Source organism: Shewanella marisflavi, assembly GCF_023283925.1.
GTDB classification, from domain to species: Bacteria; Pseudomonadota; Gammaproteobacteria; order Enterobacterales; family Shewanellaceae; genus Shewanella; species Shewanella marisflavi.
This window is the reverse complement of record NZ_JAKIKX010000013.1, coordinates 39,841-64,794: the sequence shown is the minus strand read 5'-3', so window position 1 is coordinate 64,794 and position 24,954 is coordinate 39,841. Positions and strand designations below refer to the sequence as shown.

Here is a 24,954-nt window from a genome sequence, read left to right as displayed (position 1 = left end):
ATAAAAATCCAATAACGATGTACCCGAGAGGATCCTCCGTGAGCACTCCTACCCAGCTAAGCTATAAAGATGCAGGTGTTGATATCGACGCAGGCAATGCCCTGGTTAACAATATCAAATCTGCTGTTAAACGTACCCACCGTCCAGAAGTTATGGGCAACCTAGGTGGTTTTGGCGCACTTTGTGAGTTGCCAACTAAGTACAAACATCCAGTTCTTGTGTCTGGCACCGATGGTGTTGGTACCAAGCTTAGACTGGCTATCGATTATAAAAAGCATGACAGCGTCGGCGTCGATCTCGTGGCAATGTGTGTTAACGATCTTATCGTTGCCGGTGCCGAGCCGTTGTTTTTCCTCGATTACTACGCCACAGGCAAGCTAGATGTGGAAACAGCCACCTCTGTCGTTAACGGCATCGCTGAAGGCTGTGCTCAGTCAGGCTGCGCCCTGATCGGTGGTGAAACCGCCGAAATGCCAGGCATGTATGAAGGCGAAGACTACGACTTAGCAGGCTTCTGTGTTGGCGTTGTGGAAAAAGAAGATGTACTCGATGGCTCTAAAGTCGTTGCCGGTGATGCGCTTATCGCGCTGGGCTCAAGTGGTCCTCACTCAAACGGTTACTCGCTGATCCGTAAGGTTCTCGAAGTCAGTCAAGCGGATCCGCAGCAAGATCTTGAAGGTAAGCCACTTATCGATCACCTGCTGGAACCCACCAAGATTTATGTTAAGCCGCTACTTAAGCTGCTTGAAAAGCACGACGTTCACGCAATGGCTCACATCACTGGTGGCGGATTCTGGGAAAACATCCCACGCGTACTACCCGATGATGCCAAAGCCGTCGTAAAAGGTGACTCTTGGCAATGGCCAACTGTATTTAACTGGTTGATGGAAAACGGCAACATCGCAGAATTTGAGATGTACCGTACCTTCAACTGTGGTGTCGGCATGATCATCGCCCTACCACAAGATCAGGTTGAATCAGCTTTGGCACTACTAAAGGCAGAAGGTGAAAACGCTTGGCTTATCGGTGACATTGCCAACCGCAATGGTGACGAAGAGCAGGTGGAGATCCTCTAATGACAGATTGCTGTCGCGTTCTCGTCCTTGTCTCTGGTAACGGCAGTAACCTGCAAGCTATCATTGACGGGTGTGATGACAACCTGCAAGCCGAAGTGGTTGGCGTTATCAGTAACAAGCCAGACGCTTACGGTTTAGTGCGTGCACATCACAGCGAGATAGACACCAGCTGCGTGATCCCCCATCAGGGTGAGTCTCGCAGCGACTACGATCTGCGTCTCAAGGCGGCTATCGATAAGTATCAACCCGACCTGATCGTGCTTGCGGGCTTTATGCGTATTCTAAGCGATGATTTCGTGAAACAGTTTGAAGGGCGAATGATCAACATTCACCCCTCGCTACTACCGAAATATACCGGCTTGCATACCCATCAGCGGGCTATCGACGCCGGTGACAGCGAGCACGGTGCCAGCGTGCATTTTGTGACGCCAGAACTGGATGCCGGCCCGGTGATCCTGCAGGCAAAAGTGCCCGTCTACTCTGAAGACGATGCCAGCATGCTGGCAGCAAGAGTACATGAACAGGAACATGCCATCTATCCGCTGGTCGTAAAATGGTTTAGTCAGCAGCGTCTGCGTATGGCAGACGGCAAGGCCTACCTTGACGACGAGCCACTTGGCCCTATGGGCTATGCCGCCGACTAAGCGCTTTGAGACTAAGTGCTGTGAGACTAAGCGTTGTGAGATTTAGCGCTGTGAGACGAACAAAAAAAGAGACCCAAGGGTCTCTTTTTTATTGCCCAGGCGAAACTCAGAAAGAAAAGTTAAGAGTGGGAAGTGCCACTCGCGCCCCAAACACTTATGACTAAACCACTTAGGACTAAATCAGGTCTATTAGCGGCAAGGCTAAATATTTCACTAAATTACATTGTTTTTAAAACACAATTGGTTTTAGATGAAGGCAATTGACTTTCTGCTAGCAAGACGAGACCTAAGATGAAAAATGTAATTTGTGATATTGATGGTGTGCTGCTACATGACAATAAGTTGATCCCTGGCAGCGATAAGTTCATCCATCGCATTCTTGAACAAGGGAATCCTCTGGTCTTATTGACCAATTATCCGGTGCAAACAGGTAAGGATCTGCAAAATCGTCTCGGCGCCGCCGGGATCCACGTACCAGAGGAGTGCTTTTACACCTCAGCCATGGCCACGGCCGATTTTCTTAAACACCAGACTGGCGACAAGGCATACGTGATTGGCGAAGGCGCCCTCACCCACGAGCTCTATAAAGCGGGCTTTACCATTACCGACATCAACCCTGACTTTGTGATTGTCGGCGAGACCCGCTCCTACAACTGGGATATGATCCACAAGGCCGCCCAGTTTATCGCCAGTGGTGCCCGTTTTATCGCCACCAACCCAGATACCCACGGCCCGTCGCACAGCCCAGCCTGTGGCGCACTGTGTGCCCCAATCGAGCGCATTTGCGGCCGCAAACCCTTCTATGTGGGTAAACCCAGCTCCTGGATCATCCGCAGCTCCCTGAACCATATCGGCGGGCATTCGGAAAACACTGTGATCATCGGCGACAATATGCGCACCGATATCTTGGCAGGCTTCCAAGCCGGTCTTGAAACCATCTTAGTCACCAGTGGCGTCAGCCAGGTCAAAGATATCGACAGAGAACCCTTTAGACCGAATCATGTGTTTGACTGTGCTGGCGATATCGACGTCATCTAAGTCTATTGACCACAGAAATCACTAGCTAAATCGCGCGGCCCAGACCGCGTGATTTTTATCTCTAGCCTAAACAAGATTTATCGCTAACTGCCCTGCTTTCATTCACTCTCTGCTAAACATAAAGCGTAACATTTAATCGCCCCACCTCCCTTGATATTGACGCTCTTCTTAGTTCATCATGTTGGCGCGATTAATAATACCCATCACAGTAAGTCAGTGATCAGAAACAGCCTAAGAAAAACGTTCGAGAACAAGGCAGAACTTTTTGATAAGTAGTTATTCTACATTCAAAAATGCTAACGCAGTTATCGGGTGTTTTAACAAGCTAGTATGATCAGCGATTTACTACGATGATAACAATAACAATAGGAAGTCCCATGCGATTTGCCCTACCTGCCTGTGCACTGGTACTACTTAGTGCCTGCAGTCAGCATACGTCAGACATAAGCGCCGACGCCAAAACTCCAGAATTTAACGAAGCCAGATTCAGACTGGATATTCAAACCCTATCTTCCGATAAGTTTGAAGGGCGTGCCCCAACCACCCAAGGTGAAACTCTCACCTTAGATTATCTCAGTAAGGCCTTTGCCGCCGCTGGGCTAGTCGGAGCTAACGACGGTAGCTTCTTACAAGCCGTTCCTATGGTCAGTTACACCGCCAGCGAGTCACAGCAAGTGACTCTGGGCGACCTGCCGATGCAATACCGCCAGGATATCGTCCTGGGAAGCCGCCACGATAACCAAGGCATCGACATCAAAGATGCTCCTTTAGTCTTTGTCGGCTACGGCATCACGGCGCCAGAATATGACTGGAACGATTATGAAGATCTGGATATGAAGGGCAAAATAGCCCTTATCCTGGTCAACGACCCAGGCTTTGCCCTGCCCGAGTCGGGCAAATTTAACGGCAAGGCAATGACCTACTACGGCCGATGGAGCTATAAATTTGAAGAAGCCAGTCGCCAGGGCGCTCTGGGCGCCATCATCATCCACGACACCAAGCCGGCCTCTTATCCTTGGTCTGTGGTAGAGAACAGCTGGACTGGCGCTCAACAAGATCTTGTGCTCGATAAAGCGATCCAGGATAGCCGTGTACAGGTAGAAGGCTGGATCACTAAGGAAAAAGCCAACGAACTGTTTAACAGCGCAGGGTTATCCCTAGCCACTTTACGGGATCGCGCCGCCAGCAGCCCGGTCAACGTCGCATTAGAAAAAACCGCCAACATTACCTTTAGCAATAAGGCCGAATACGCCAACAGCTATAACGTGGTTGCTACGCTCCCCGGGCAGGACGCCAGTGATGAACATATCCTCTTTACCGCCCACTGGGATCACATAGGAATGGACCAAAACAAGAGTGGCGATCAGATCTATAACGGTGCTCTGGACAATGCCTCGGGCACAGCTGGTATCCTTGAAATCGCCCGACAGTTTGCTACGCAAGCTAAACAGGGTAAGCCACTCAAGCGTTCGCTCACCTTTATCGCCACCACTGGCGAAGAACAAGGACTGCTGGGCTCGCGATACTACGCTGCTAATCCCCTCTATCCACTAGAAAAAACCGTTGCAGTGTTTAACCTGGACAGCACCAATATCTATGGCCGTACATCGGATTTCACCATAGTGGGTAAAGGTAAGTCTCAACTTGAAACTTACCTTGTCGATGCGGCCAGCAGCCAACAACGCACCGCGGTCAGTGAAACACGGCCTGAGTCAGGCGGCTTCTTCCGCTCAGATCATTTCAGCTTTGCCAAATATGGCGTACCAGCAGTGTTTGCCGGCGGCGGTAATAACCCTGTCGATGAAGCCACGGCAAAATACAAGGCGGAGATGAAAGAGCAGATGAAAGGCTGTTACCACAATGTGTGCGATGAGTATCGCGCCGATTGGGATCTCTCTGGCGCCATAGAAGATCTTGGGGTCTACTATCAGGCTGCCCAGCGCCTAGGCAACAACGGCGACTGGCCAGGCTATTATGCTGGCACAGAGTTCCATCAACTGCGTCCGGCCAAAACAACGGCAACAGCAACCGCCGAATAAATCCGCTTTTGGCAAGGACATAAGTAAAAAGGCTTCCATTGGAAGCCTTTTTGTTTATTTATCCGCCAGTCACGTCGCTTTTTGCCAACTCGACCAAAACCCGGACTGAGATTCAGAATGCACAAATCTCACCGACAATAACAAACTAAAATTGGTGATTTCACAATTAAAGCTAAAAATTACAAAACAATCCTCAAAAACAAGGCCAAATTAACGACGAAAACACCTTTAAAATCGACAACTTTATGATGTTTTGATAATCAAAAGCCTTGGCAGATAAAGAAAATGCTGTCAAAGTGATTGGCAACTGAGATTTATACCGTTTTTTGGAGCTTTCATTATGTGTTCAATATTTGCGATTCTCGACATCCAAACCGATGCCACGCCGCTGCGCCAGGTTGCGCTAGAGATGTCAAAGCTGCTGCGCCATCGCGGCCCTGACTGGTCTGGGATCTATGCTAGCGATAAGGCTATTCTGGCCCACGAGCGTCTGGCCATCGTCGATATTGAGCACGGTGCTCAGCCGCTGTTGTCAGAAGATGAAAGCCTGATCCTTGCCGTTAACGGCGAGATCTACAACCACAAGGAACTTAAAGCCGAACTCGGTGACAAATACAGCTATCAGACCAACTCAGATTGTGAGGTGATCCTCGCCCTGTATCAGGAATACGGCACCGAATTTTTGGACAAGCTCAACGGTATCTTCGCCTTCGTGCTCTACGACAAGCGCACAGACTGCTATCTGATTGGCCGGGATCACATGGGTATCATCCCCCTCTACACAGGTCATGATACCGAGGGCAACTTCTACGTGGCCTCAGAGATGAAGGCACTGATGCCCGTCTGTAAAACAGTCGAAACCTTTAAGCCTGGCCATTACCTGACAAAGGGTGGCGAGACCCACTACTACCAGCGCGACTGGAAATCCTTCGAAGCGGTGCAGGACAACCCAGCCAGCGTCGAAGAGTTGCGAGGTGCATTGGAAGCCGCCGTCAAGCGTCAGTTGATGTCTGATGTACCCTATGGCGTGCTCCTTTCCGGTGGACTGGACTCCTCTGTCATATCGGCCATTACCCAAACTTTCGCTAAACGCCGTATCGAAGATGACGGTGCCAGCGATGCCTGGTGGCCACAACTGCACTCTTTTGCCGTTGGTCTCACTGGCGCACCGGATCTCGCAGCGGCGCAAAAGGTCGCCGATGCCATTGGCACCATTCACCATGAGATAACCTTCAGCTTCCAGGAAGGCTTGGACGCACTAAAAGATGTGATCTATCACCTGGAAACCTACGATGTCACCACCATACGCGCGGCAACGCCTATGTACCTGATGGCCCGTAAGATCAAGGCGATGGGGATCAAGATGGTCTTATCTGGCGAAGGGGCGGATGAACTGTTTGGTGGCTACCTCTATTTCCACAAGGCGCCAAATGCTCAAGCCTTCCACGAAGAGCTAGTGCGTAAGTTAGACAAGCTGCACCTGTTCGACTGCCTGCGCGCTAACAAGGCGATGGCGGCCTGGGGCTTAGAGGCTCGCGTGCCCTTCCTCGATAAGGCGTTTATCGACACCGCCATGCGCATTAACCCTGAGGCCAAGATGTCCAAAGGTGGCCGCATCGAGAAGCATATTCTGCGTGAAGCCTTCGAACACAAGTTGCCTAAAGAAGTAGCTTGGCGTCAGAAGGAGCAGTTTAGCGATGGCGTAGGTTACTCTTGGATCGATGGTCTCAAGGAACATGCTGCGGCGCAGGTAGACGATCTGCAACTGGCAAACGCCAAATTCAGGTTCCCTTACAACACACCGGAAACCAAGGAAGCCTACTTCTACCGTTGCTTCTTTGAAGAGCACTTCCCGTTACCGTCAGCGGCTGAAACTGTACCGGGTGGTAAGTCGGTCGCCTGCTCGACACCAGAGGCTTTGGCATGGGACGAGAGTCTGCAGGGGATCATCGACCCCTCTGGTCGCGCAGTGCAGTCGGTACACGAAAGCGCTTACTAAATCTACTCAGTAAAAAAGAGACCAAATGGTCTCTTTTTTAATAGTATTCGATGTGCTGCTCAGCGAAACGCTCGACCTCCCGCATAAACAGCCCCTCTTCATAAGCTTGACCGATCAGCGCCTGCATCTTAGCCAGCGGCAGGCCGATCTGATGGCGCTTACTCACGGCAAAATAGACCTGACGCTCCTCTTCATAGCTGTAGGGGTGCACCTTTAACTTGTTTTCAAAATCGCTGAACCGCGCTTTTAGGCTAGGCAAGACCACCTCGGAGACGATGAGCAAATCGAAGCGTCCCTTAAGCAACATATTGGTCGCCGAAATCACATCATTAGTCTCTACCTTATGCAGACTTACATCCTTATCGAAGCGCTCGAAATACTCTGTCTGACGTGAGATAGCTATGGTGAGCGGCGTAAGATCCTCATAGCTTGTCACCGGCGTCAAGGTTTTCTGACTGATAAAGACAAAACGGCCATCGGAGCGATAGGGCAGAAAGTCGCTATAGACTTCGCGCTCTGGCTTGGCGTAGAGTCCCGCCAGTAGATCGACGCCACCATTTTCCAGCATGTGTAGACAACGGGCAAAGTTGGGACTGGTAATATACTCGAGTCGCCGCTCTAACAAAGCGGCAAACAGCTCAAGTGCAGCGATGTGCTCCCCTTTTGGGGCTTCACCCGGCACCAGAATTTGAAAAGGGGGATAATTATCGACACAAACTCGTATCGCGCCCTCCTCCTTGGCCACTAAGCTAGCAGAAAACAGGCTAGCAGATACAAGCCCTGCCATTAGCCACAAGCCCTTAGTAAACTTCATTCAATAACAACTCCTCGAGCTTTCCTCACCCGCAGACCATGATGCTCCTGATAAATTACACTCAGCTAGCCATTTATCCGCTTAAAATAGTGCGCTTTCGCTATGTCTAACACCTCTATGGTGATACTGGACACTTGCCTACACAGGGGCGCGATGCGCCTATCGATAGCCTGTAACAACAGCTGTTTCTGCTCATCGGTGCGCCCGGGCATAATCTTCAGCGTAATATGAATGAAACTGGCATCTTCGATTTCGCCGACACAGCTATACTCGGCGCCATAGGCACGAGTCTTAATCGCGGCAGCCTCAAACAGTTCGCTCTCTATGGCACCTTTATGCACAGCCTTTACCAGCGCTGAAATCGCTATCTGCTGCGCCAAGGGGGCGCTATATTCCACGATACAATGAGGCATACTTACTCAGACCATACCGCAAACTCGTTACCGTTTGGGTCCTTAAAATGAAAACGACGACCACCGGGAAAAGAGAAGATCTCCTGTGTGATCAAGGCGCCCGCATCGGCAGCTGTGGTCAGACATACCTCCAGCGCCTTGGCATAAATGACGATCAAAGGCGCACCGGAGGCGATATTAAATCCTTTATCCGACAGATAAAATCCACCCGCAATGCCGGCATTGGTAAAACAGCTGTACTCGGGGCCATAGTCTTCAAACTGCCAATTGAACACCTTTGAAAAGAAGGCCTTAGTCGCGGCGATATCTTTAACAGGGATCTCAATATAATTAATAGTTAAATTTTGATTCATTGCATCTCCTTGCTGCGAGTCTGCCCAGGCAAACGAGCCAATTATTCTGCACTCAATTTACTCACTATCCTAAGCGAAAGCGAGTATTAAGTCCTATCGGCTTGTTAGTAACAGCCACCAATCAGGCATAAAAAAAGGGAGCCAGGCTCCCTTCATTATTTACTCGATATTATCCCAGCAGGGCCGCCAGTAAACCAATCAGGCCACCAAATACACCACCCCAGACCACCAACCAGCCTAAGTGCTGTTTGATCATCTGCTGCACTATCTCTTTCACCAACTGCGGGGTCAGTTCGGCCAATCTTTGATCGACAATGCTCTTTACCTTGGCCCTGAGATCCGCCAACACATCAGGCTGCTCAATCTCATTTTTGAGCAGTTCATAGAACTCATCACTCTGAGAAAGCTCTACCAAAGAGGCTTTCATTTTGTTGATAAATGGCTCTTTCAGCGGGGCAATCGCCTCTGTGCCACCAAACATAGCCAGCATGCCGCCAAATGAGGATTGTTCGACCGTGGTCACCAAGGCATCGAACGCCGGCGTCATATCCACTTTTTCAATCACAGGTTCAAGATTAATATGGGCAACGCTCCCTCCTTGCTGAGACAGAAATTTATCAATGTTTTCATTGGTAAAAAACTGCTCCATCATCAAGTGGGCGATCCCCGCCTTAAACTCTTCGAATCTTGCAGGTACCACGCCGCTACCATAGAGGCCCGGAACCTTTTCAAACAACATATGAATGGCCAGCCAGTTGGTCACGGCGCCAGACAGAGCAAACAGACCGACGCTAAACAGGATAGGCAGGTCAAGAAAATAGCCGCAGACCACCAACACGGCGGCCAGTAAATTAGTGATAAGGCTCTTATTCACTGATTTATCTCCAAGGATCCAAACTAAAAAAACGCGCTATCTTACCACAAGCAAAATCCCTGAAGACAGACTATCGATTTTAGTTAATAGCGTACTCGGCAAACAAAGTATTGATTTCACTCTCATCGACCATGATAAAGCCATCGCCGCTTAGGTGTTCGCGACGCACTGCAATCACGTTAGTATCATCGGCAAGTTCTTTGGCTTTTTTCACCAAACGCCTGGCAATACCGCGATGGCGGAAGCTTTGTTCGACAAACAGATCATCGAAATACCAAACAGGCTTGAGTAAGCGAGAGCAGAAAGAGGGGTATAACTGAATAAAACCAACGACCTGATCTTCAACCTGAGCAATAAAAATAACCGAATCATTCTCGTGCAGACGAGCACGAATGAACTCACGGCTTTCGGCCAAGGCCGCATCCTGCCCCAGACTTTGACGATAACAATCAAATAGGGAGGTTAACGCAGTCAAGTCATCTTCAATTGCAATTCTAATCAGCATATTCCGTCCTTGAAACCTGTATTGACCCAGGATGATAGGTGACAAATACAGTTACATCCTCATGATTTATTTGATGTTATCATAAAGAGACCGAAAAAACAGTGCAAACCTGACTGAAATCGTCGGACCTCTCAGACTAGCCTCGCGGACGGGTGCGCAGATCTTTATATTCGAAAGAGAGGCTATGGATCCGCTCGATGGGAAAGCCATTTAAGAAGGCTACTTCTCGACTCTCATTGACTAAACCTGGCTCACCACACAAAAACAGCTGTTGTTGACGATCAAATTGATGACTCTTTAGTGCCTCTGTAAAGGGGTTGGCATGGATCACTCGACGGCCCTTGCTCTCACTCTGTCCCGTGATGCACGCCTGGTACTGAAACTGGCGATGTTCCAGCATCATCTTTAACAACTTATGATGGAGATAAAGGTCGTTATCATCCCGCGCGCCGACATAAAGAAAAATCTCCCCTTGATGTCCCTGGGCCAAGGCCTGATTCAGGATGCCATAAGCCACCCCTAAGCCACTGCCAAAGGCAACAATAATCAACTTAGTGTCCCGATAGGCGTTGCGATAGTAGCGACTACCCAATGGGCCCTGAACCAAGAGTGACTCGCCAATCCCTGCATGATGGTAGAGCCAGTCACTAAACTGACCATTATACTTGCGTCTGACATGCAGCTCGATCGCCGAATCCCCCGGCTGATTCACCGGCGAATAACTTCGGGTGAGACCATCGAAACGTCTGACATTAATATATTGACCAGGATGGTGAAGCAGCGGCTCATCGAGGGAGAGACAGATACGCACCACGGCCTCATTGATAAATTGCTTTTGCTGAATCTTGGCACCGATGAAGAGATCCTGAGGCAAAATGGATTTCAGCCGCAAAGAGGGGGTCGGCTTACATTGGCAGGAGCAGAGGTAATGTCGCTGCTTTAGACCCAAGGTCAGTCCACGCTGGGCACCTATTGCCATTTCGCCATCGACATGTTGCAACAGACACGTTTTACACACCCCCTTCTTGCAGGAGTAGTTTACTCTCTGGCCATGACGGATAAGGGTGTCTAACACGGACTCTCCCGCTTGTGCCTCAAATGCCTGACCGTCGAGGTAAAATGTTGTCATAACTATCGATTTATCTCGTAAAAATGTAAATTATTTAATGTTTGGTCGTTCATTATCGTTAATAATACGACTAAAATTATAGCGACTGATTCACAAACGTGCGGACAGTAATTTTCACCGCGCCCTTCCCTGAATCTTTATCAGTTCGTCTACAACATCATTAAGGTCATTATGTCTTCCGTCCCATCTTTTTTTACTCTATTAGGACAAAAATATAAGCAGTTACCTAAATATCAACGATATATTGGTATCAGTCTTACCCTGTATTTAACATGGACCCTATTATTGGGTCTACTGCTTCCTTATGTTTTGACCCAACAAGTCCCAAAACAGCTATCCAAGCAGTTGCAAAGACCCGTGGCGCTGGCAGAGGTGAAGATCAATCCTTTTACCTTAGAAGTCGGGCTCAAGGGATTTGCCATCAATGAAAAAGATGACCAAGCCTTTGTCGGCTTTAACGCCCTCAACCTGAACATCCAGTTTTGGGATTCTCTGTTTCAGCAAGGCCTGAGCCTAACCGATATCACTTTAGATCGCCCCCATGCTAAGATTAAACGCGTCCAAAGTGAGCAACCGCTGCGGTTTAATTTCTCCGATATCCTGGAAACGTTAGCCCAAAACGGGAAAGCCGACCCAGCGCCAGAACCAGAAACCGGCGAAGCGATCCCCCATTTTATCTTGCATAACCTCGCAATTGTCGATGCGAACCTGCAGCTCATCGACGAGATAACCCAAGGCGAAGTAAGCTACCCCAAGGTTAACCTCAAGGTCGCCAGTTTCGACTCACACAACCCCATAGCCGAAACCCAGATTGATAGCCAGAACGGCGATAAGGTCAACCGCTACCATATGGAATTCCACAGTGCTCATGGTGGCAAAATAGCCCTCACAGGTCAGGTTCAATTGACACCTTTCGATCTGATTGGTGATATCAGTCTGACCCATATCGACCTGCCGCAGCTTTGGCCCTTTATTGATGAATACTTTGATGTTTCTCTCGACCAAGGCTATGTGGACTTCGCCACTCATTACCGTGTCTCTCTGGTCGATGACAAACTAGAAGCCAGCTCAACCCAAGGAGAGCTCAGCTTTAACGCCCTGCGGCTCACTCATGAGCAACAGCCGCTGATCACCCTTGGCCGTTTGGCTCTGGTTAACATCAACGCCGATCTTGCTAGCCAGAACCTTGAAGTCGACGCTTTGCAATCTGAAGACCTAACAGTCAATGCCCGCCTCGACGATAAAGGGATAGACTTAGCCATGTTGCTCGCCCCTAAATCCAGCGGGGATTCACCAGCGCCAGCCTCTGCGCCTAAGAGCAGCGACGAGCAAGCAAGCGCCGACAAGCCAGATACAGAGGCCCCACTGGCTGAGGCTGAAACCGGTGCGCCAAGCTGGCATGCAAAGCTAAGCCAAATCGCCCTCAGTAACTATCAACTTAATCTTACCGAGCAACTGTTTAAAGATGAGAACCACTGGCAAATTGAGCAGTTCGAGCTGACCACAGGGCCTGTAGACGACAGCCTGAGCCAGCCTATCGACTACCAACTGGCGCTGGTGATTAATCAACAAGCCAAGCTACAGAGTCAGGGACAGGTCAACGCGCTCGCTAAAACGGTCAGCACCCAGGTGGCCCTTTCTGACCTAGGTCTTAACTGGTTCCAGTCCTATCTTGCACCTTACGTCAATATCAAGGTGGATAGCGGTCGCTTGAGCAGCCAAGGAACGCTGACTGCCGACGCCAGTGGGCAAATGAACTATCAGGGAGCGCTGCAGGTGGACGAACTCCAGGTCAAAGATACTATGGCCAACAAGACGCTGGTCAAGTGGCAGCAACTGGATGTGAATCAGCTGATCTTCGATAAACAGGAAAATAGCCTGGCCATAGATCAAGTGACCTTGAGTAAACCCTACGGCCGTATTGTCATTAACGAAGATCGCACCACAAACTTTCAAGATCTTCTGGTCGCAAGCGATACTCCAGACCAAGAGAGTGTGAAAGACACACCTGCGGATGACACTGCACAGGCGGCCAAACCTATGGCACTGAGCGTCAATAAGGTCCTCTTTAAAGATGGCTCAACCTTCTTTGCCGACAACTCCTTAACGCCCAACTTCGCCGCCAGCATAGAGCAGCTCGCAGGCAGTATCGCCAATCTCTCGTCAGGCAGTGACAAGGCGGCAGGTGTCGATATCAAAGGTAAGATAGACAGATACGCTCCGGTCACCTTAAAAGGTGAGATCAATCCGCTACTGGAGCTGCCCTATCTGGACCTGGATCTTAGCTTTAAACATGTTGAGCTCACCTCGGTGAACCCCTATTCCGGGACTTATGCGGGCTACTATATCGATAAAGGTCTGATGTCACTGGATTTAAAGTATCAGCTAGAAAACAATCAACTGGTAGGAGACAACCACTTGGTGGTCGACCAGCTCCAATTAGGCAAGAAGAGCGACTCGAGTCTGGCTACCTCACTCCCGGTCACCCTAGCCATCGCCCTGCTGCAGGACAGACATGGGGTCATAGATCTTGGACTGCAGGTCTCTGGCGATCTCAACGAACCGGACTTTAGCTTTGGCAGCATCATCGCCACCGCCATTACCAATGTGATAACCAAAGCCGTGACGGCTCCCTTTAGTCTGCTGGCTGGACTGCTGGGCTCGGACGATGAGCTCGACAAAGTAGCCTTTGAGCCTGGTCAAGCACAGCTCCCTGAAGAGAGCCAGTCTCTACTAACCAAGCTGTCTAAGGGCTTGGCAGACAGACCTAAGCTGACCGTCAGCGCCAAGGGAGCAGTAGATCTTACCCGTGACAGCCAAGCCCTGATGACAGCTCAGCTGCATCAAGCGCTCATCACCGAGGCTAAGATTGAAGAAACGGCTCTGCCAGCAGATCTCACCGCCAGCACCTTCCCCACCAAGGGCGTGCTATCGGATGCGCTTAAGTCTCTCTATGAGAAAACATTACTGCGGGATCCCGAGGAGATACTCAAAGAGATAAAGCAGCGAAACACCGAGCAGGAGGTAAGCCAAGAGGAGCTGCAAACCCGTTGGCACATCGCCCTATACAACTATCTGGTATCTGCACAGCAACTCACTGACGATGCCCTTGGCCTGCTCGCCCAGCAGCGCGCATTGGCGGTCAAACAATATCTGATTGAAGAAGCTAAGGTTGATGCTGGACGGGTCTTTGTTCTCGACAGTCAAGCCGCGCTCGATACCAGCGCACCTCAGGCTCTGCTCACCCTCAGCGCCCAGTAAATAAGCAATTGTCACACAGCGGCCAAGGTAAACTCTTGGCCGCTTTTTAATACCCTTTCATCCCCCTAGCCAATAAAATCCGCTCCTTTTTTCCTTATGAGTTCACATTTAAGCTCAGGGCTTTGATCTCAATCACGCTTGCGATAGAATCCGCTCCATCAAAAACGTAGAGGAGTCGTTAATGTTTATTGTTCGTTGGGTTTTAGGTCGAATTATCCTGTTTCTGAATTTTGTCTTTACCCCTAAGAAGCGCCAACGTCCGCTGGCCGAGCAAGCCAAAGTCGATGAGCAGACCCAAAGCCTGCAACTGTATCAGTACGCCGCCTGCCCCTTCTGCGTCAAGGTACGCCGAGCCATTCGTCGTCAGGGATTAAATATCGCGACCATAGATGCCAAGCAGACAGATCATCAGCAGACACTGGTAGAACAAGGTGGCCTAGCTAAGGTACCTTGTTTACGCATCGAAGAAGCTGGTGAAACTAAATGGATGTATGAATCTTCAGATATCATAGATTATCTCAATAAACGTTTCGCTTAAGCGATTAAGGGCACCAAAAGGTGCCCTTTTTATTGACCAAACCTAAGCTTAAAGATGAGGCATCATCCCTTTAAGGACGATATCATCGTAGGTTACGACACCAAGGATCTTACCTGCCTCAATCACAGGCGCCTTGTTGATGCCAAAGCGTTCGAATAACCTGGCGGTATAGCGAATGTCCATGTCGGCGTGCACAGATAGCACAGGTTTTATCATGATCTCATAGACATTAACCCGCTCTGGCGATTTGTCTTTTGCCAACACCTTACGCGCGATGTCGCTCATCAATACCATGCCATATTCGTCATGCTCGTGGCGTTTATTGACCAAAAGCATACTGACATCATTGCCCACCGCTAACTTGATCGCCTCTGCTACGGTATGCAGACCATCGACCATCACATAACTGTCTTTCATGACGTCACTGTTCTTAATTAGCCTGCTTGGTTTCATAGTTGATCCTCAATCTCTTTGCTGAGTTTTTCGACTTGGTGGGCGACACCCACGGCGTCCTCCACATCTATCTGTATAGCAATTCCCTGCCCTGGGTTAGTGTCGAACTCCCCTACCCGGCAAATGGTTTCCAAAATGCTGCGACTCATATGCTCCTCTACCAACCAGAGGATCACATCACGCTGAATATCCAGCCCCAACCCCATGAAAGTCTTTTTCTTTTCCAGTCCTTCACCGCGGGCATGGTTAATCACTGTAGCCCCCGTGGCGCCCGCCTCTCGCGCCGCATCAAGCACGGTATCGGTACAGGTGTCATCGACAAAGGCGACGATAAGTTTAAAGCGCATGGTCTCGCTCCTTAGCGGATTTTCGCTGACTTAAGAATTCCACTAGCTGGGCATAACCCATCACAGTGATCATAGGAAACAGGCTAGCAAAGGCAATCAAGCCAAAGCCATCGATAAGTGGGTCGCGCCCTGCTACATTGGTTGCCAAGCCCAGGCCAAGCGCCGCCACCAAGGGAACCGTCACGGTCGAAGTAGTGACCCCGCCCGAATCATAGGCCAGAGGCACTATCATCTTAGGGGCATAATAGGTCTGGATCACCACCAGCACATAGCCAGCCATGATGTAGTAATGAATAGGATCGCCCACTACGATACGAAAACAGCCCAGTGATATCCCCATGGCGACACCTATGGCAACTGAGATCCTAAGCCCTTGAATGCCGATGGCGCCGCCCGATACTTCGTTGGCCTTGATTGCCACGGCGATCAATGAGGGTTCGGCAATTGTGGTGCTAAACCCTATGGCGGCGGCAAACAGATAGACCCAAAGGTAGTCTTGCCAAATAAAGGGCGCATCGCCACCCTCGGGGTGAAGGAAGTCCGGCGAGGTTAATTGACTGGCCATACTCTGCCCGATAGGAAACAGCGCTAGTTCCAGCCCCACTAGGAACAGGCTGAGCCCAATGATCACATAGACAAAACCCAACAACACCCGGCGCCAATTGGCGATGGCACGCTTAAGCACCCCAAGCTGAAAACCAAACAAAATAACCGCTATCGGCACCACATCACGGGCGGTCAATAACAGTGTGTCGAGCATAGTACTGAGATAGTTCATCACAACACCCACATGCCATAGAGCAAGACGAAAATCATAGGTGTCAGACTGGCAAAGGCGATCAGGCCAAAGCCATCTAGCATAGGGTTTCGCCCCTTAATTACACTGGCCAACCCGACGCCCAAGGCGGTCACCAAGGGCACGGTAATGGTGGAGGTGGTAACGCCACCAGAGTCATAGGCGATACCGATAATATTTTCCGGGGCAAACGCCGTCAGCACCATGACACACAGGTAACCGCCGATGATCAGATAATGAATTGGCCAGCCTTTGAGGATACGAACCACCCCGAGCAGAATAGCCAGCCCCACAGAGATGGCCACAGTCAGCCTGAGTCCCATGGCATAACGATCCATCGCCTCAACACTCTCACCGATAGCACCTGAGTTAGCCGCCACCTCGGCGGCTTCGTTAGCCACGGCGGTTAAAGCCGGCTCTGCAAGCGTAGTACCAAAGCCGAGGGAGAAGGAGAAGACGACTAACCAGAAGACACTGCCTTTACGCGCCAGCGCCTGAGCCAAAGACTCACCAATGGGAAATAGCCCCATCTCGAGACCGAATACGAAGAAAGTGAGGCCAAAAACGATAAACACTAAGCCAAGTAGGATCTCGGCCAGGTTTGCCGGAGCCTGTTGCAGCACAAATATCTCAAAGAATGCCACGACACAGATGATAGGCACCAGATCTCGAAAACTACCGAGTAATGAGCGAAACAGGCTGATCAAGGCCGACATGCAGACTCCTTAGCATTGAGGAACTCCTAACACATTTCCCCTTACCTTGAGTGTGCCAACACGCTAACAAATAACAACATTTTTTTCACAAAACCCCGCATTTACGTGAGCGACATCAAGTTAAGCAGAGAAAGTCAGCCAAAGTAAGTCTGTTAACTTGGGGTGCTATCCCCTGACAATTGGGGTATGCTCCTCGAGTAACGCATAGCTAAGACTAATAACCAGCGAAATAAAGATAACAATCAAATGCCAATACGCTCATTACTCTGTTTCATCTTGCTTATCAGCCTGAGTGGCTGCGCCAGCAAACGCGATGTGGACGATTTCAACATCCGAGTCGAAGATACCTTTCAAACCGCCATCAAGGGCAATGGTATTAAGCTATTCACCTATAGAGTCAAATACGCCGAACTGCCGACTCTAGAACAGCCCCATATGCAGCGCGTCAGGCAGATTGAAAGAATGAAACGTTCGGGCAGTAACAAACGCTCTATCTATCAGCCTGATTTAAGTCGCTGGACAGAGCAGATAGAACTAGGCCTGGAGAAGACCATCGCCATGACAGGATACTGCCGTGAAGGTTATCTGGAACTGAGCCGCATCATAGAAGAAGGACGCGGCGAGATCCGTGGTGAATGCAACGACGGCGCGACCGATGCCGACATCAGCAAGTTTGCCGACAACCATTAAGCCAGCTTATCTTAGGCCTCGTGACTAAAACGGCCGTGGGCTAAAAAATGGGCTGTCTGAGCAATCACAGCTCCGCTATTCATCATAAAGGGGTGAGTCACGGGCAGACTAATATGATCCCGCATGCCATCAAGCTTAGTGTTAGCCACCGAGACCTTACCATCATTGGGAGCTGGCAATAGCGTCGACAGTAATAGATTGATGCTGCGGGTTCCGGCAATCACCCCAAGTTCAAAATTTGCCGGGCCTAAGCTGTTGGGCACACTATCTCTTTCTGTGCCAAGCTGCATTCCGGCCGGGCCGTTGATCCACTTAAATCCCGGAAAATGCTTTAGGCTATCCACAACCTCGCTCCCCTGATTGGGCGGGCCTAACATCACCACGCGGCCAAGGGCAGGCAGAGGGTTGAGGCTTAGGTACTGACGCACCAAGATGCCCCCCATTGAATGGGTCACGAAATGGATCTTATCGCCACGGCAAGCTTTCAACGCCTTGTCTATGTGCTCGGCCGCAAGCGTCTGAATATCGAAACGTGTTGAAGGATAGCCAAGGTTCACGCAGTGATAACCAAGATCCGACAAGGCGGCCGCCATCTTCTCCATCGAGCCTCGCGTGCGGGCTAAACCATGCAATAAGACCACTGATTCAGAGTTGCTTGTCATCGTATTATCTGCCACTTACGCTTAATCAACTTAGTCCATCGTCGACTCAGACGAGTTCAGCCTTTGCCTGCCAACACTTTGCCAACGACCACGATTCTGAATGCGTTGTAACAAAGCAAATTCCCAAGGGCAATCATCCGTGCTTAGTGTTGTCATGTGATTTTGTAAGGCTTGGCTAGCCGACTCCAATCCGTTGTGCTGGGCATACAAAAGTAAACTCAAGGTCAATGAACACTGCTCTATGGGATTGTTAATTAAGGCCAAATGCTCAATAGCATTGGATAAATTCATATTCTGCTTGATGATTTCCAGTGTTTCTTTTTCACTGGCTTCAGGCAAATGCCTCATCGCTAAATCAAGCATGTCCCAATCAGGCTCGCTCTCAATGGACTGGAATACAAAGTCTCTAAAATAAGAAGCCCCCATAGGACAAAGGTACTCATCACCGGATCGCTTAATGACCTCTTTGAGTAAGGATTCTCTTCTTTCACGCCATTGCTGCCAATCAGCCCCCGTATCGATATCGTCAAAAAGGAAAGCCAACTCACCTAGATTGATTGCTGAATACACACCAGCGCAAATAAAGTCTATCCCAGTTTGATAGACTTTTTGATGCCATTTCACCGTTTGACTGACATCAACGGGTAAGCCGTTTTCTCCTGTAAACCTGTGGGTCGCCATAATATTCATGCAACCAGCATGGCCACTTTCGGCACACCTTTGCCATAAATCATAGGCTTTAACGGGATAATTAAGCAGATGCATTGCCACATGACCACCGGCGTAGAGTATGTGATGAGAGCCGGTCTGTTGACTAACAAACTCGATATCTTCTAAGGCCATCTCAGACTGAACATAATCGACTCTTTGGCCAGAGTTTAACCTGTACATGTTAATGTTCTTCAGACTCAAGCCCCTGACTCTTCTTAACAGTACCTGACCCTCTATATTCCACTCATTGGTCTGTAGCACTTGACTCAGTTGCGATATCACCTGTTCGGCAGTTTGAATATCCTGACCGCTATAATCAAACACCTGAATGACATTTTCTCTCAGGTAATTAATATCGCGATTAATTTGCTCAAGGGACTCTTCTGCCCAACCATTTGCTGACAAAAATAAAAATAGAGCCGTACAGCAAGCTGTTAAATATCTAGTCATTTTTCGCATCCATTCGTCTTCAACGCCAATCATTGAAGCTGGTTAATGTACCACTCGCAATACTAAGCTTACTGAGAATTCATCAACTGAAATTCAATCAGGTACAGTGTCTGAATCTCGCCATATATCTCAGTGATCACCGCCTTTAACTGCTCCAGCGTCATATTCTCCTGCTCGGCGTGCCGCGAGTTTAATGCATCAAAGGCGAGCTTTTCGACCCGCAGCACTTGAATGTCGCAAAAATGTCTCCCGGTTTCAAAGGTCGACACTGACAACACCTGCCCTGGGGAAAAATGAGACTCGCTCTCATCCCTAAGGGTGATAGTTTTAGCACCACTTAAAATATCTGCCTCGAAACGCTCAAAGAAGGTGATCTTGCCATCACAGCTTAATGAAGCCATATTTCCTCTATCTGCTATCTTTGCCTATAGCCGCTTGGCACAGATTAGGTTAAAATCCGCCCCCGGTTTAAGCTATCTGGGTTTAAACCCTTATTTTATCTGAATCAAAGACCCTGGTGGAAGTATGAACAAGAAACAAAAGATGCTTAAAAAGACGGCAAAAAGAGCCAAAGCCCGTCACAACAAACATACGCCGCCGACAGTGAAGAAATATATCTCTAAAGGCGATCGCGCCAAGATGCTGGCTCAAGAGCAAGCTGAAATGGCCGCTAAAGCAAACGCTGCCGAAAAAGCCAAGAGCGAGGAGCAAGAAACTCCGACTCAAGAAAGTGATAACTCAGAGGCTTAATCTCGCTCCTGACCGACCACTAACTCGGTCACTTTGTTACTCGCTTCACAATCTTGCTCTTCACTGATCTGCGCCATTTGGGCGCAGGATGAAGAGAGTGGGTTTGGGCTACTCGGGCTCAGTTCCTCATTCAGATCATCGTTAGCACTTTCTTGCACGGCGCCATTTTGCACCTTATCCACCAGACGATAGGCAGTCCATACCCCCAGGACCCCAAAGAGGATCGCTCCGAGCACCTGACCTATCAACACCCCTTCGACGCCCCCAAGCTGGCCGCCATAATAGACGAAAGGTATGGTACCCAGCGTCGCCTTACCTACGTTAAACAGGGTCGAATATTTAGCTTTGCCCAAGTTATTAAACGAGGCATTGGCCACGAATAATGCCCCTGAAAACACAAAAAACACGGCAATATAACGGCAGAAGAAGCGGATCAACTCGGCGCTCTCCCCCTGCATGGCAAACAGGGTCACTATCTGCTCCTGAAGCAGAAGCAACAACAGCGAGACCGAAACCACGTAGATGGCGCAAAATTGCAGCGCCTTGGTCAGACTCTGTCGTACCCTAGCATACTCCTGCGCACCAAAATTCTGCCCAACGATGGGGCCGATGGCGCCACTCAGCGCGAAGATCATGCCAAAGGCCACCGGCGTCAACCTGCCAATCACAGCCCAAGCCGCCACATAGCTATCACCAAAATCGGCAATGGCCCTGGTCACCACAGCATTACCTATCGGGGTCGCAATATTAGTCATCATGGCAGGGCCCGCAATGGCAAAGATAGGCTTAATATCCTGCTTGAAAGCGGTTAGATCGAAGCGGCCAAACAGCTTATGTTTCACCACTACACCGCGAGCGGCAACCACGAGCACGGTAAGGCGCGCGAGCACAGAAGCCAGCGCCGCGCCCTCAATGCCCATGGCCAACAAAAAAATAAAGATGGGATCGAATAGCAAGTTTACGCCACCACCGGCCAGCGTCGACAGCATAGACAGTTTGGCATCGCCAACCGCGCGCAGCGCAGCGCCCAGAGCCATAGCCAAACAGATAATGGGCATGGAAGGCACTAAGATATAGAGATAACTCGCCGCCAATTCGGCAGTACGCCCACTGGCTCCCACTAAGGTAAGCAGCTCAGGAATATACCAAGTCACCACCAGGGACACCAAAGTCGCCACCAACACGGTTACGACGGCGCTATTGAGCAATAACCGTTTAGCCAGTTCAAACTCTTTTGCCCCCACAGCTCGTGACACCAAGGCGCCAAGTGCGATAGCTAAGCCGATACCGATAGAAGTGGTAAAAAAGGAAATAGTGCCGGCATAGCCCACCGCAGCAGCCAGCTCCTGCTCCCCCAACATACTGAGGAAAAAGATGTCGATAAGATCGACGACAAACAGCGCCGATACCCCTATTGCGGCGGTAGAACTCATTACCCAGATGTGGCGCATAATAGAGCCCTGCACAAACTTTGCAGTGGTCATAATTCTATTGTTATTCCTTGGCTATTGGCACAGACAAAAACTTCTAAAGATCGGTTTCCAGTTCGCTGCCACACTTATCACAGTAGAGGGCTGACACTTCGTGTCCCATCTTAAGGCAGTTGCTACAACGGCGCAGATCTTTCTTACGCACCATCTCCTGTGAGATCTCAGAGGTCAAGATACCTGTAGGGATGGCGATAATTGAGTAACCGATCAGCATGGTTAACGCGGCTATCCCCTGCCCCAGAGTGGTCTGCGGCGTAATATCGCCATAACCCACTGTAGTGATGGTCACTATGGTCCAGTAAATCGACTTAGGCATGGAGGTGAAACCATGCTCCGGCCCCTCCACCACATACATGATGGCACTGAGCACCATGACGATCAGGCTGACAGAGAAGAAAAACAGAAACACCTTGCGACCCGACTGCATCATGGCGCGCAGCAAGAGGTTCCCCTCACTGAGATAGCGCAGCAGCTTAAGCACTCGAAATATCCGAAACAGACGCAGCACACGAATAACGAGGGTAAAGCTGGCTCCAGGGAAAAGGAGCGCCAAATAACTTGGCAAGATAGAGAGCAAGTCCACTACGCCGTAGAAGCTGCGGGCATATTGCACCGGCTGAGCCGAGCAGTAAAGTCTGAGCAGGTACTCTATGGTGAAGATGCCGGTAAAGCACCACTCGGCGATACGGATCCACTCGCCATAACGACTGTGAATACTGTCAATGGTATCAACAAATACTAAGGCAACACTCAGCACGATACAGACGATGAGGCTGATATCGAAATACCGCCCCGCCTTTGTGTCTGTACCAAAGATGATCTGCCTTAGCTTTAGTTTCAGTGTCTCTTCGGGGATATCGTCCATCGCAATCAAAAATCCTTATGACTCTCGCCTAGAGGCGCATACCAGATGTCACCGGCAGCAACATCGAATTAACCGATCCAGCTTAATCTAAAATAAGGTATGATGAACACCCAAGTTGTGGCTTTATTTTACCGAACCAAGATGATGCAGACATTTTTTAAACAACTCCTGCTGCTTTGCCTGCTCGCCCCAGTGGGGGTTACCTGGGCGCAATCGAGTGGCTTGAGCTCACCACACAGTGCCAGCAAGAGCCAGCTGGGCAAGGTCGATCTTGTGGTGGTCAATAAATCTGAAGCCAGTATGCTATTGATGCGCCAAGGTAAAGTTGTTAGACGTTACAAGATAGCCCTGGGCGATCGCCCTGTGGGTCACAAACAACAAGAGGGCGATCAGCGCACCCCTGAAGGTCGCTATATTCTTGACTATAAAAAGGCCGACAGCGCCTACTACCGCGCCATTCATATCTCCTACCCAAATGATGAGGACAAGCTCAGAGCCGCCGCCCTGGGTATCGATCCCGGTGGACAGATCATGATCCACGGCCAGAATCCTAACTCCTCACTCACCCCGGACGAAGCCCAGCGCCTCAACTGGACCGACGGCTGCATCGCTATCAAGAACGAAGAGATAGACGAACTGTGGCGCGCCGTCGATACCGGCACCCCCATAGAGATCTGGCCGTAAACGGTTAACTTTATCTAATAACCATCATTCGCAATCGCCCCACCATGCCCTAAGGAGTATGTATAATGACATTCAGAAATGAAATCATTACCCTAGCCACCTTAGCAGCGCTTACCCCCGCCTTATCACTGGCAAACGCCACAAATTTAGGTCCATTAATGACCTATGCCCAGTCGCCACTGCAATCTAATTCGTTATCGCCACAATTGCGTTCTGGTTTCAGTTTGGCGCACCAAACCAAAGAGTTCTATGTTTCGGCGACGAGCTCCAGTGTTTGGGCTGAAAATGAGGTATATCATGCGGACTACTATCAAAATAGTGTACTGATGGGCACCAAATGGCAGTTTACGGAAAAATGGCAAGCAAACATTCAATATCGTTGGAATTTTTCCGCCAATAACCATTTGGATAATGTCACCGATAAATTTCACACACTATTTGGTCTCGATGCGAACGGACGAGATAAAATTAAGCACAATCAAAACAACATTATTATTCCTGAATACGGCATCAAGGTGACCGATTTTGAAGGTGAAACCTTATCCAGCGCATTCAGCTTCTACGCTCAATATCAGCTTATCCAAACTCCCCATCACGGCCTCTCTGTCGGGGGAAGTCTCTATTACAATCATGTGGGCTCAGGCCCTTTTAAAGACTCAAGATTCGAACAGGGACTTCAATTAAACTACAGCTATCAGAATCGTAGTCATCATATTTACACCAGCCTTGGGGTTTCATATCGCCACAACGAAGAGGTATTTGCCCAATTACCCTATCGTAACACCACCTTTGCCATGCTATTCGGTTACCAATATGACCTGGATGACAATCAGGAACTCATGTTCGAACATCATTGGTATGAAGGCTCAGCGAGCAACATTGCCGATATCTCTGACCCCTCTAACGAAATTGTTCTTGGGTATCGTTATAACTGGCAGAAAACATCACTAGAATTTGTCATATTAGAAAATATCTTCAATATGGATAACAGTGCTGATATCTCATTTACGCTTTCTTTAAGACACAGAATCAAATAGGGTTTCTGCAAAATGCAAAATCAAACCATAACAAGTCAGCTCGTTCAAAATTGGGCGGATTTTTCACAACAGATTCAGAATTTTATCGCAAATTTAGGACTAAATGACTTAAGTTGCGATCATGTGGCAATTCGGGTAAACAGCAATGCTGCCGCAGATGAACTGCGAGATTATTTTCTGCAGCGGGGGCAGTTGATCTCAAACAACCTCATCAATGGCCGTCCTATTTTAATCTTCGAACTTTCCGAACCAATGCAGTTAGGCGAGTTATCCATCGAGTGTGTCGAACTGCCCTATCCTGGCGACAAAGCGTACCCTATGGAGAGTTGGGAGCATATCGAACTGGTGCTGCCTGGCGGTGCGACCAGCATTGAAACACTGCGTGAGCAGCTACTCGAGCGGGTGCCAACACTCGCCCCTGTGCTGGCTCAGGAAACAGAGATTAAGGTGAAAATGAGCTCGCCAAAGGGACAGCACGAGCGCCTGCCAAACCCCACTATCGCCTTCAAACGAGGACATCTCTGCATTAAGGTTCATCCCCACGGCATTAAAACGGTTATCGCCTCAGAAGCTAAATAGCTAAATCACCATAGAAGCCAAGTAGCCAGTTAGATTGGCAC

Annotated in this window: 27 protein-coding genes; 12 read left to right on the top strand and 15 right to left on the bottom strand. The window is 49.5% G+C overall.

The window, feature by feature from the left end:
* Positions 1–38 precede the first annotated feature (38 nt).
* The 5 genes from purM to asnB all read left to right on the top strand — a co-directional run bounded on the left by purM (position 39) and on the right by asnB (position 6,796).
* Complete coding sequence (purM, locus tag L2712_RS18135) at positions 39–1,076, top strand: phosphoribosylformylglycinamidine cyclo-ligase (RefSeq protein ID WP_033539988.1); 1,038 nt, start codon at positions 39–41, stop codon at positions 1,074–1,076.
* Positions 1,076–1,720, top strand: a complete 645-nt coding sequence (gene purN, locus L2712_RS18130) for a phosphoribosylglycinamide formyltransferase (protein ID WP_033539989.1) — start codon at positions 1,076–1,078, stop codon at positions 1,718–1,720. Before purM ends, purN begins: the two co-directional genes overlap by 1 nt.
* Before the next feature lie 291 nt (positions 1,721–2,011).
* Entirely contained in the window at positions 2,012–2,758 is a 747-nt protein-coding gene (locus tag L2712_RS18125) for an HAD-IIA family hydrolase (protein WP_248978622.1), read from the top strand.
* Positions 2,759–3,135: 377 nt separating this feature from the next.
* A complete protein-coding gene (locus L2712_RS18120; RefSeq protein ID WP_248978621.1) occupies positions 3,136–4,797 on the top strand; it encodes a M28 family metallopeptidase in 1,662 nt (553 codons plus the stop codon).
* 340 nt (positions 4,798–5,137) lie between these two features.
* Positions 5,138–6,796 carry an asparagine synthase B gene (gene asnB, locus L2712_RS18115; RefSeq protein WP_248978620.1) on the top strand — a complete coding sequence of 553 codons (1,659 nt, stop codon included), beginning with the start codon at positions 5,138–5,140 and terminating at the stop codon, positions 6,794–6,796.
* Positions 6,797–6,833: 37 nt separating this feature from the next.
* Here asnB and L2712_RS18110 read toward each other — a convergent pair whose 3' ends face one another.
* The 6 genes from L2712_RS18110 to L2712_RS18085 all read right to left on the bottom strand — a co-directional run bounded on the left by L2712_RS18110 (position 6,834) and on the right by L2712_RS18085 (position 10,884).
* Positions 6,834–7,610, bottom strand: coding sequence for a substrate-binding periplasmic protein (locus tag L2712_RS18110; RefSeq protein WP_248978619.1), 777 nt, complete (start codon positions 7,608–7,610; stop codon positions 6,834–6,836).
* 65 nt (positions 7,611–7,675) lie between these two features.
* On the bottom strand, positions 7,676–8,023 hold the full coding sequence (locus L2712_RS18105; RefSeq protein WP_248978618.1) for a 5-carboxymethyl-2-hydroxymuconate Delta-isomerase: 348 nt from the start codon (positions 8,021–8,023) through the stop codon (positions 7,676–7,678).
* A gap of 2 nt (positions 8,024–8,025) precedes the next feature.
* Positions 8,026–8,376, bottom strand: a complete 351-nt coding sequence (locus tag L2712_RS18100) for a VOC family protein (RefSeq protein ID WP_088904916.1) — start codon at positions 8,374–8,376, stop codon at positions 8,026–8,028.
* A 169-nt stretch (positions 8,377–8,545) separates the two neighbouring features.
* Positions 8,546–9,250 (bottom strand): DUF445 domain-containing protein, encoded by a 705-nt coding sequence (locus L2712_RS18095; RefSeq protein ID WP_033539996.1) that lies wholly within the window; start codon positions 9,248–9,250, stop codon positions 8,546–8,548.
* Between the two features lie 79 nt (positions 9,251–9,329).
* Entirely contained in the window at positions 9,330–9,755 is a 426-nt protein-coding gene (locus L2712_RS18090) for a GNAT family N-acetyltransferase (protein WP_248978617.1), read from the bottom strand.
* Between the two features lie 136 nt (positions 9,756–9,891).
* The gene (locus L2712_RS18085) at positions 9,892–10,884 is read right to left on the bottom strand and encodes a 2Fe-2S iron-sulfur cluster-binding protein (RefSeq protein ID WP_248978616.1); all 993 of its coding nucleotides are present in this window, start codon (positions 10,882–10,884) and stop codon (positions 9,892–9,894) included.
* A gap of 171 nt (positions 10,885–11,055) precedes the next feature.
* Here L2712_RS18085 and L2712_RS18080 point away from each other — a divergent pair, with 171 nt between their 5' ends.
* Entirely contained in the window at positions 11,056–14,145 is a 3,090-nt protein-coding gene (locus tag L2712_RS18080) for a DUF748 domain-containing protein (RefSeq protein ID WP_487250780.1), read from the top strand.
* 181 nt (positions 14,146–14,326) lie between these two features.
* Positions 14,327–14,683 carry a glutathione S-transferase N-terminal domain-containing protein gene (locus L2712_RS18075; protein ID WP_033540000.1) on the top strand — a complete coding sequence of 119 codons (357 nt, stop codon included), beginning with the start codon at positions 14,327–14,329 and terminating at the stop codon, positions 14,681–14,683.
* Between the two features lie 48 nt (positions 14,684–14,731).
* On the opposite strand, the gene L2712_RS18070 is transcribed toward L2712_RS18075, so the two are convergent.
* The 4 genes from L2712_RS18070 to L2712_RS18055 are packed head-to-tail and all read right to left on the bottom strand — an operon-like array spanning position 14,732 to position 16,995.
* Complete coding sequence (locus L2712_RS18070) at positions 14,732–15,136, bottom strand: CBS domain-containing protein (protein WP_033540001.1); 405 nt, start codon at positions 15,134–15,136, stop codon at positions 14,732–14,734.
* Complete coding sequence (locus tag L2712_RS18065) at positions 15,133–15,483, bottom strand: P-II family nitrogen regulator (RefSeq protein WP_033540002.1); 351 nt, start codon at positions 15,481–15,483, stop codon at positions 15,133–15,135. Before L2712_RS18065 ends, L2712_RS18070 begins: the two co-directional genes overlap by 4 nt.
* On the bottom strand, positions 15,473–16,261 hold the full coding sequence (locus L2712_RS18060; RefSeq protein WP_181404188.1) for a DUF1538 domain-containing protein: 789 nt from the start codon (positions 16,259–16,261) through the stop codon (positions 15,473–15,475). The genes L2712_RS18065 and L2712_RS18060 overlap by 11 nt, the downstream gene beginning before the upstream one ends.
* Positions 16,261–16,995, bottom strand: coding sequence for a DUF1538 domain-containing protein (locus L2712_RS18055; RefSeq protein WP_248978614.1), 735 nt, complete (start codon positions 16,993–16,995; stop codon positions 16,261–16,263). Before L2712_RS18055 ends, L2712_RS18060 begins: the two co-directional genes overlap by 1 nt.
* 246 nt (positions 16,996–17,241) lie before the next feature.
* Between L2712_RS18055 and L2712_RS18050 the strand changes: the two genes are divergently transcribed.
* The gene (locus tag L2712_RS18050) at positions 17,242–17,685 is read left to right on the top strand and encodes a hypothetical protein (protein ID WP_033540005.1); all 444 of its coding nucleotides are present in this window, start codon (positions 17,242–17,244) and stop codon (positions 17,683–17,685) included.
* An 11-nt stretch (positions 17,686–17,696) separates the two neighbouring features.
* Here the strand turns inward: L2712_RS18050 and L2712_RS18045 are convergent, their stop codons facing one another.
* The 3 genes from L2712_RS18045 to yqfB form a co-directional block, all read right to left on the bottom strand.
* Complete coding sequence (locus L2712_RS18045; RefSeq protein ID WP_248978613.1) at positions 17,697–18,347, bottom strand: esterase/lipase family protein; 651 nt, start codon at positions 18,345–18,347, stop codon at positions 17,697–17,699.
* Positions 18,348–18,377: 30 nt separating this feature from the next.
* Positions 18,378–19,508, bottom strand: a complete 1,131-nt coding sequence (locus L2712_RS18040; RefSeq protein ID WP_248978612.1) for a hypothetical protein — start codon at positions 19,506–19,508, stop codon at positions 18,378–18,380.
* A gap of 68 nt (positions 19,509–19,576) precedes the next feature.
* Positions 19,577–19,909: a N(4)-acetylcytidine aminohydrolase gene (yqfB, locus tag L2712_RS18035; RefSeq protein WP_248978611.1), complete on the bottom strand. Its 333-nt coding sequence runs from the start codon at positions 19,907–19,909 to the stop codon at positions 19,577–19,579.
* A gap of 124 nt (positions 19,910–20,033) precedes the next feature.
* Between yqfB and L2712_RS18030 the strand changes: the two genes are divergently transcribed.
* A complete protein-coding gene (locus L2712_RS18030) occupies positions 20,034–20,258 on the top strand; it encodes a DUF2986 domain-containing protein (protein WP_248978610.1) in 225 nt (74 codons plus the stop codon).
* On the opposite strand, the gene L2712_RS18025 is transcribed toward L2712_RS18030, so the two are convergent.
* On the bottom strand, positions 20,255–21,742 hold the full coding sequence (locus tag L2712_RS18025; protein WP_033540010.1) for an MATE family efflux transporter: 1,488 nt from the start codon (positions 21,740–21,742) through the stop codon (positions 20,255–20,257). The two genes, L2712_RS18030 and L2712_RS18025, sit on opposite strands and share 4 nt — an antisense overlap.
* A 43-nt stretch (positions 21,743–21,785) precedes the next feature.
* Positions 21,786–22,613, bottom strand: a complete 828-nt coding sequence (locus L2712_RS18020) for an ion transporter (RefSeq protein WP_248978609.1) — start codon at positions 22,611–22,613, stop codon at positions 21,786–21,788.
* Positions 22,614–22,757: 144 nt separating this feature from the next.
* Here L2712_RS18020 and L2712_RS18015 point away from each other — a divergent pair, with 144 nt between their 5' ends.
* The 3 genes from L2712_RS18015 to L2712_RS18005 all read left to right on the top strand — a co-directional run bounded on the left by L2712_RS18015 (position 22,758) and on the right by L2712_RS18005 (position 24,913).
* Positions 22,758–23,297 (top strand): L,D-transpeptidase family protein, encoded by a 540-nt coding sequence (locus L2712_RS18015; protein ID WP_418079192.1) that lies wholly within the window; start codon positions 22,758–22,760, stop codon positions 23,295–23,297.
* A 65-nt stretch (positions 23,298–23,362) separates the two neighbouring features.
* Positions 23,363–24,334, top strand: coding sequence for a DUF3187 family protein (locus L2712_RS18010; RefSeq protein ID WP_248978607.1), 972 nt, complete (start codon positions 23,363–23,365; stop codon positions 24,332–24,334).
* 12 nt (positions 24,335–24,346) lie between these two features.
* Positions 24,347–24,913 (top strand): VOC family protein, encoded by a 567-nt coding sequence (locus L2712_RS18005; protein ID WP_248978606.1) that lies wholly within the window; start codon positions 24,347–24,349, stop codon positions 24,911–24,913.
* The last annotated feature ends 41 nt before the right edge of the window (positions 24,914–24,954 follow it).

What these genes read in the sequence shown, in the direction of transcription:
- L2712_RS18050 (WP_033540005.1), top strand. Translation starts at nt 17,242, where the DNA reads ATGCCAATACGCTCATTACTCTGTTTCATCTTGCTTATCAGCCTGAGT.
- L2712_RS18030 (WP_248978610.1), top strand. Translation starts at nt 20,034, where the DNA reads ATGAACAAGAAACAAAAGATGCTTAAAAAGACGGCAAAAAGAGCCAAA.
- L2712_RS18085 (WP_248978616.1), bottom strand. Translation starts at nt 10,884, where the DNA reads ATGACAACATTTTACCTCGACGGTCAGGCATTTGAGGCACAAGCGGGA.
- L2712_RS18110 (WP_248978619.1), bottom strand. Translation starts at nt 7,610, where the DNA reads ATGAAGTTTACTAAGGGCTTGTGGCTAATGGCAGGGCTTGTATCTGCT.
- L2712_RS18090 (WP_248978617.1), bottom strand. Translation starts at nt 9,755, where the DNA reads ATGCTGATTAGAATTGCAATTGAAGATGACTTGACTGCGTTAACCTCC.
- L2712_RS18045 (WP_248978613.1), bottom strand. Translation starts at nt 18,347, where the DNA reads ATGACAAGCAACTCTGAATCAGTGGTCTTATTGCATGGTTTAGCCCGC.
- L2712_RS18005 (WP_248978606.1), top strand. Translation starts at nt 24,347, where the DNA reads ATGCAAAATCAAACCATAACAAGTCAGCTCGTTCAAAATTGGGCGGAT.
- L2712_RS18040 (WP_248978612.1), bottom strand. Translation starts at nt 19,508, where the DNA reads ATGACTAGATATTTAACAGCTTGCTGTACGGCTCTATTTTTATTTTTG.
- purN (WP_033539989.1), top strand. Translation starts at nt 1,076, where the DNA reads ATGACAGATTGCTGTCGCGTTCTCGTCCTTGTCTCTGGTAACGGCAGT.
- L2712_RS18080 (WP_487250780.1), top strand. Translation starts at nt 11,056, where the DNA reads ATGTCTTCCGTCCCATCTTTTTTTACTCTATTAGGACAAAAATATAAG.
- asnB (WP_248978620.1), top strand. Translation starts at nt 5,138, where the DNA reads ATGTGTTCAATATTTGCGATTCTCGACATCCAAACCGATGCCACGCCG.
- L2712_RS18015 (WP_418079192.1), top strand. Translation starts at nt 22,758, where the DNA reads ATGCAGACATTTTTTAAACAACTCCTGCTGCTTTGCCTGCTCGCCCCA.
- L2712_RS18125 (WP_248978622.1), top strand. Translation starts at nt 2,012, where the DNA reads ATGAAAAATGTAATTTGTGATATTGATGGTGTGCTGCTACATGACAAT.
- L2712_RS18020 (WP_248978609.1), bottom strand. Translation starts at nt 22,613, where the DNA reads ATGGACGATATCCCCGAAGAGACACTGAAACTAAAGCTAAGGCAGATC.
- yqfB (WP_248978611.1), bottom strand. Translation starts at nt 19,909, where the DNA reads ATGGCTTCATTAAGCTGTGATGGCAAGATCACCTTCTTTGAGCGTTTC.
- L2712_RS18065 (WP_033540002.1), bottom strand. Translation starts at nt 15,483, where the DNA reads ATGCGCTTTAAACTTATCGTCGCCTTTGTCGATGACACCTGTACCGAT.
- L2712_RS18120 (WP_248978621.1), top strand. Translation starts at nt 3,136, where the DNA reads ATGCGATTTGCCCTACCTGCCTGTGCACTGGTACTACTTAGTGCCTGC.
- L2712_RS18055 (WP_248978614.1), bottom strand. Translation starts at nt 16,995, where the DNA reads ATGTCGGCCTTGATCAGCCTGTTTCGCTCATTACTCGGTAGTTTTCGA.
- L2712_RS18025 (WP_033540010.1), bottom strand. Translation starts at nt 21,742, where the DNA reads ATGACCACTGCAAAGTTTGTGCAGGGCTCTATTATGCGCCACATCTGG.
- L2712_RS18060 (WP_181404188.1), bottom strand. Translation starts at nt 16,261, where the DNA reads ATGAACTATCTCAGTACTATGCTCGACACACTGTTATTGACCGCCCGT.
- L2712_RS18100 (WP_088904916.1), bottom strand. Translation starts at nt 8,376, where the DNA reads ATGAATCAAAATTTAACTATTAATTATATTGAGATCCCTGTTAAAGAT.
- L2712_RS18010 (WP_248978607.1), top strand. Translation starts at nt 23,363, where the DNA reads ATGACATTCAGAAATGAAATCATTACCCTAGCCACCTTAGCAGCGCTT.
- L2712_RS18070 (WP_033540001.1), bottom strand. Translation starts at nt 15,136, where the DNA reads ATGAAACCAAGCAGGCTAATTAAGAACAGTGACGTCATGAAAGACAGT.
- L2712_RS18105 (WP_248978618.1), bottom strand. Translation starts at nt 8,023, where the DNA reads ATGCCTCATTGTATCGTGGAATATAGCGCCCCCTTGGCGCAGCAGATA.
- L2712_RS18075 (WP_033540000.1), top strand. Translation starts at nt 14,327, where the DNA reads ATGTTTATTGTTCGTTGGGTTTTAGGTCGAATTATCCTGTTTCTGAAT.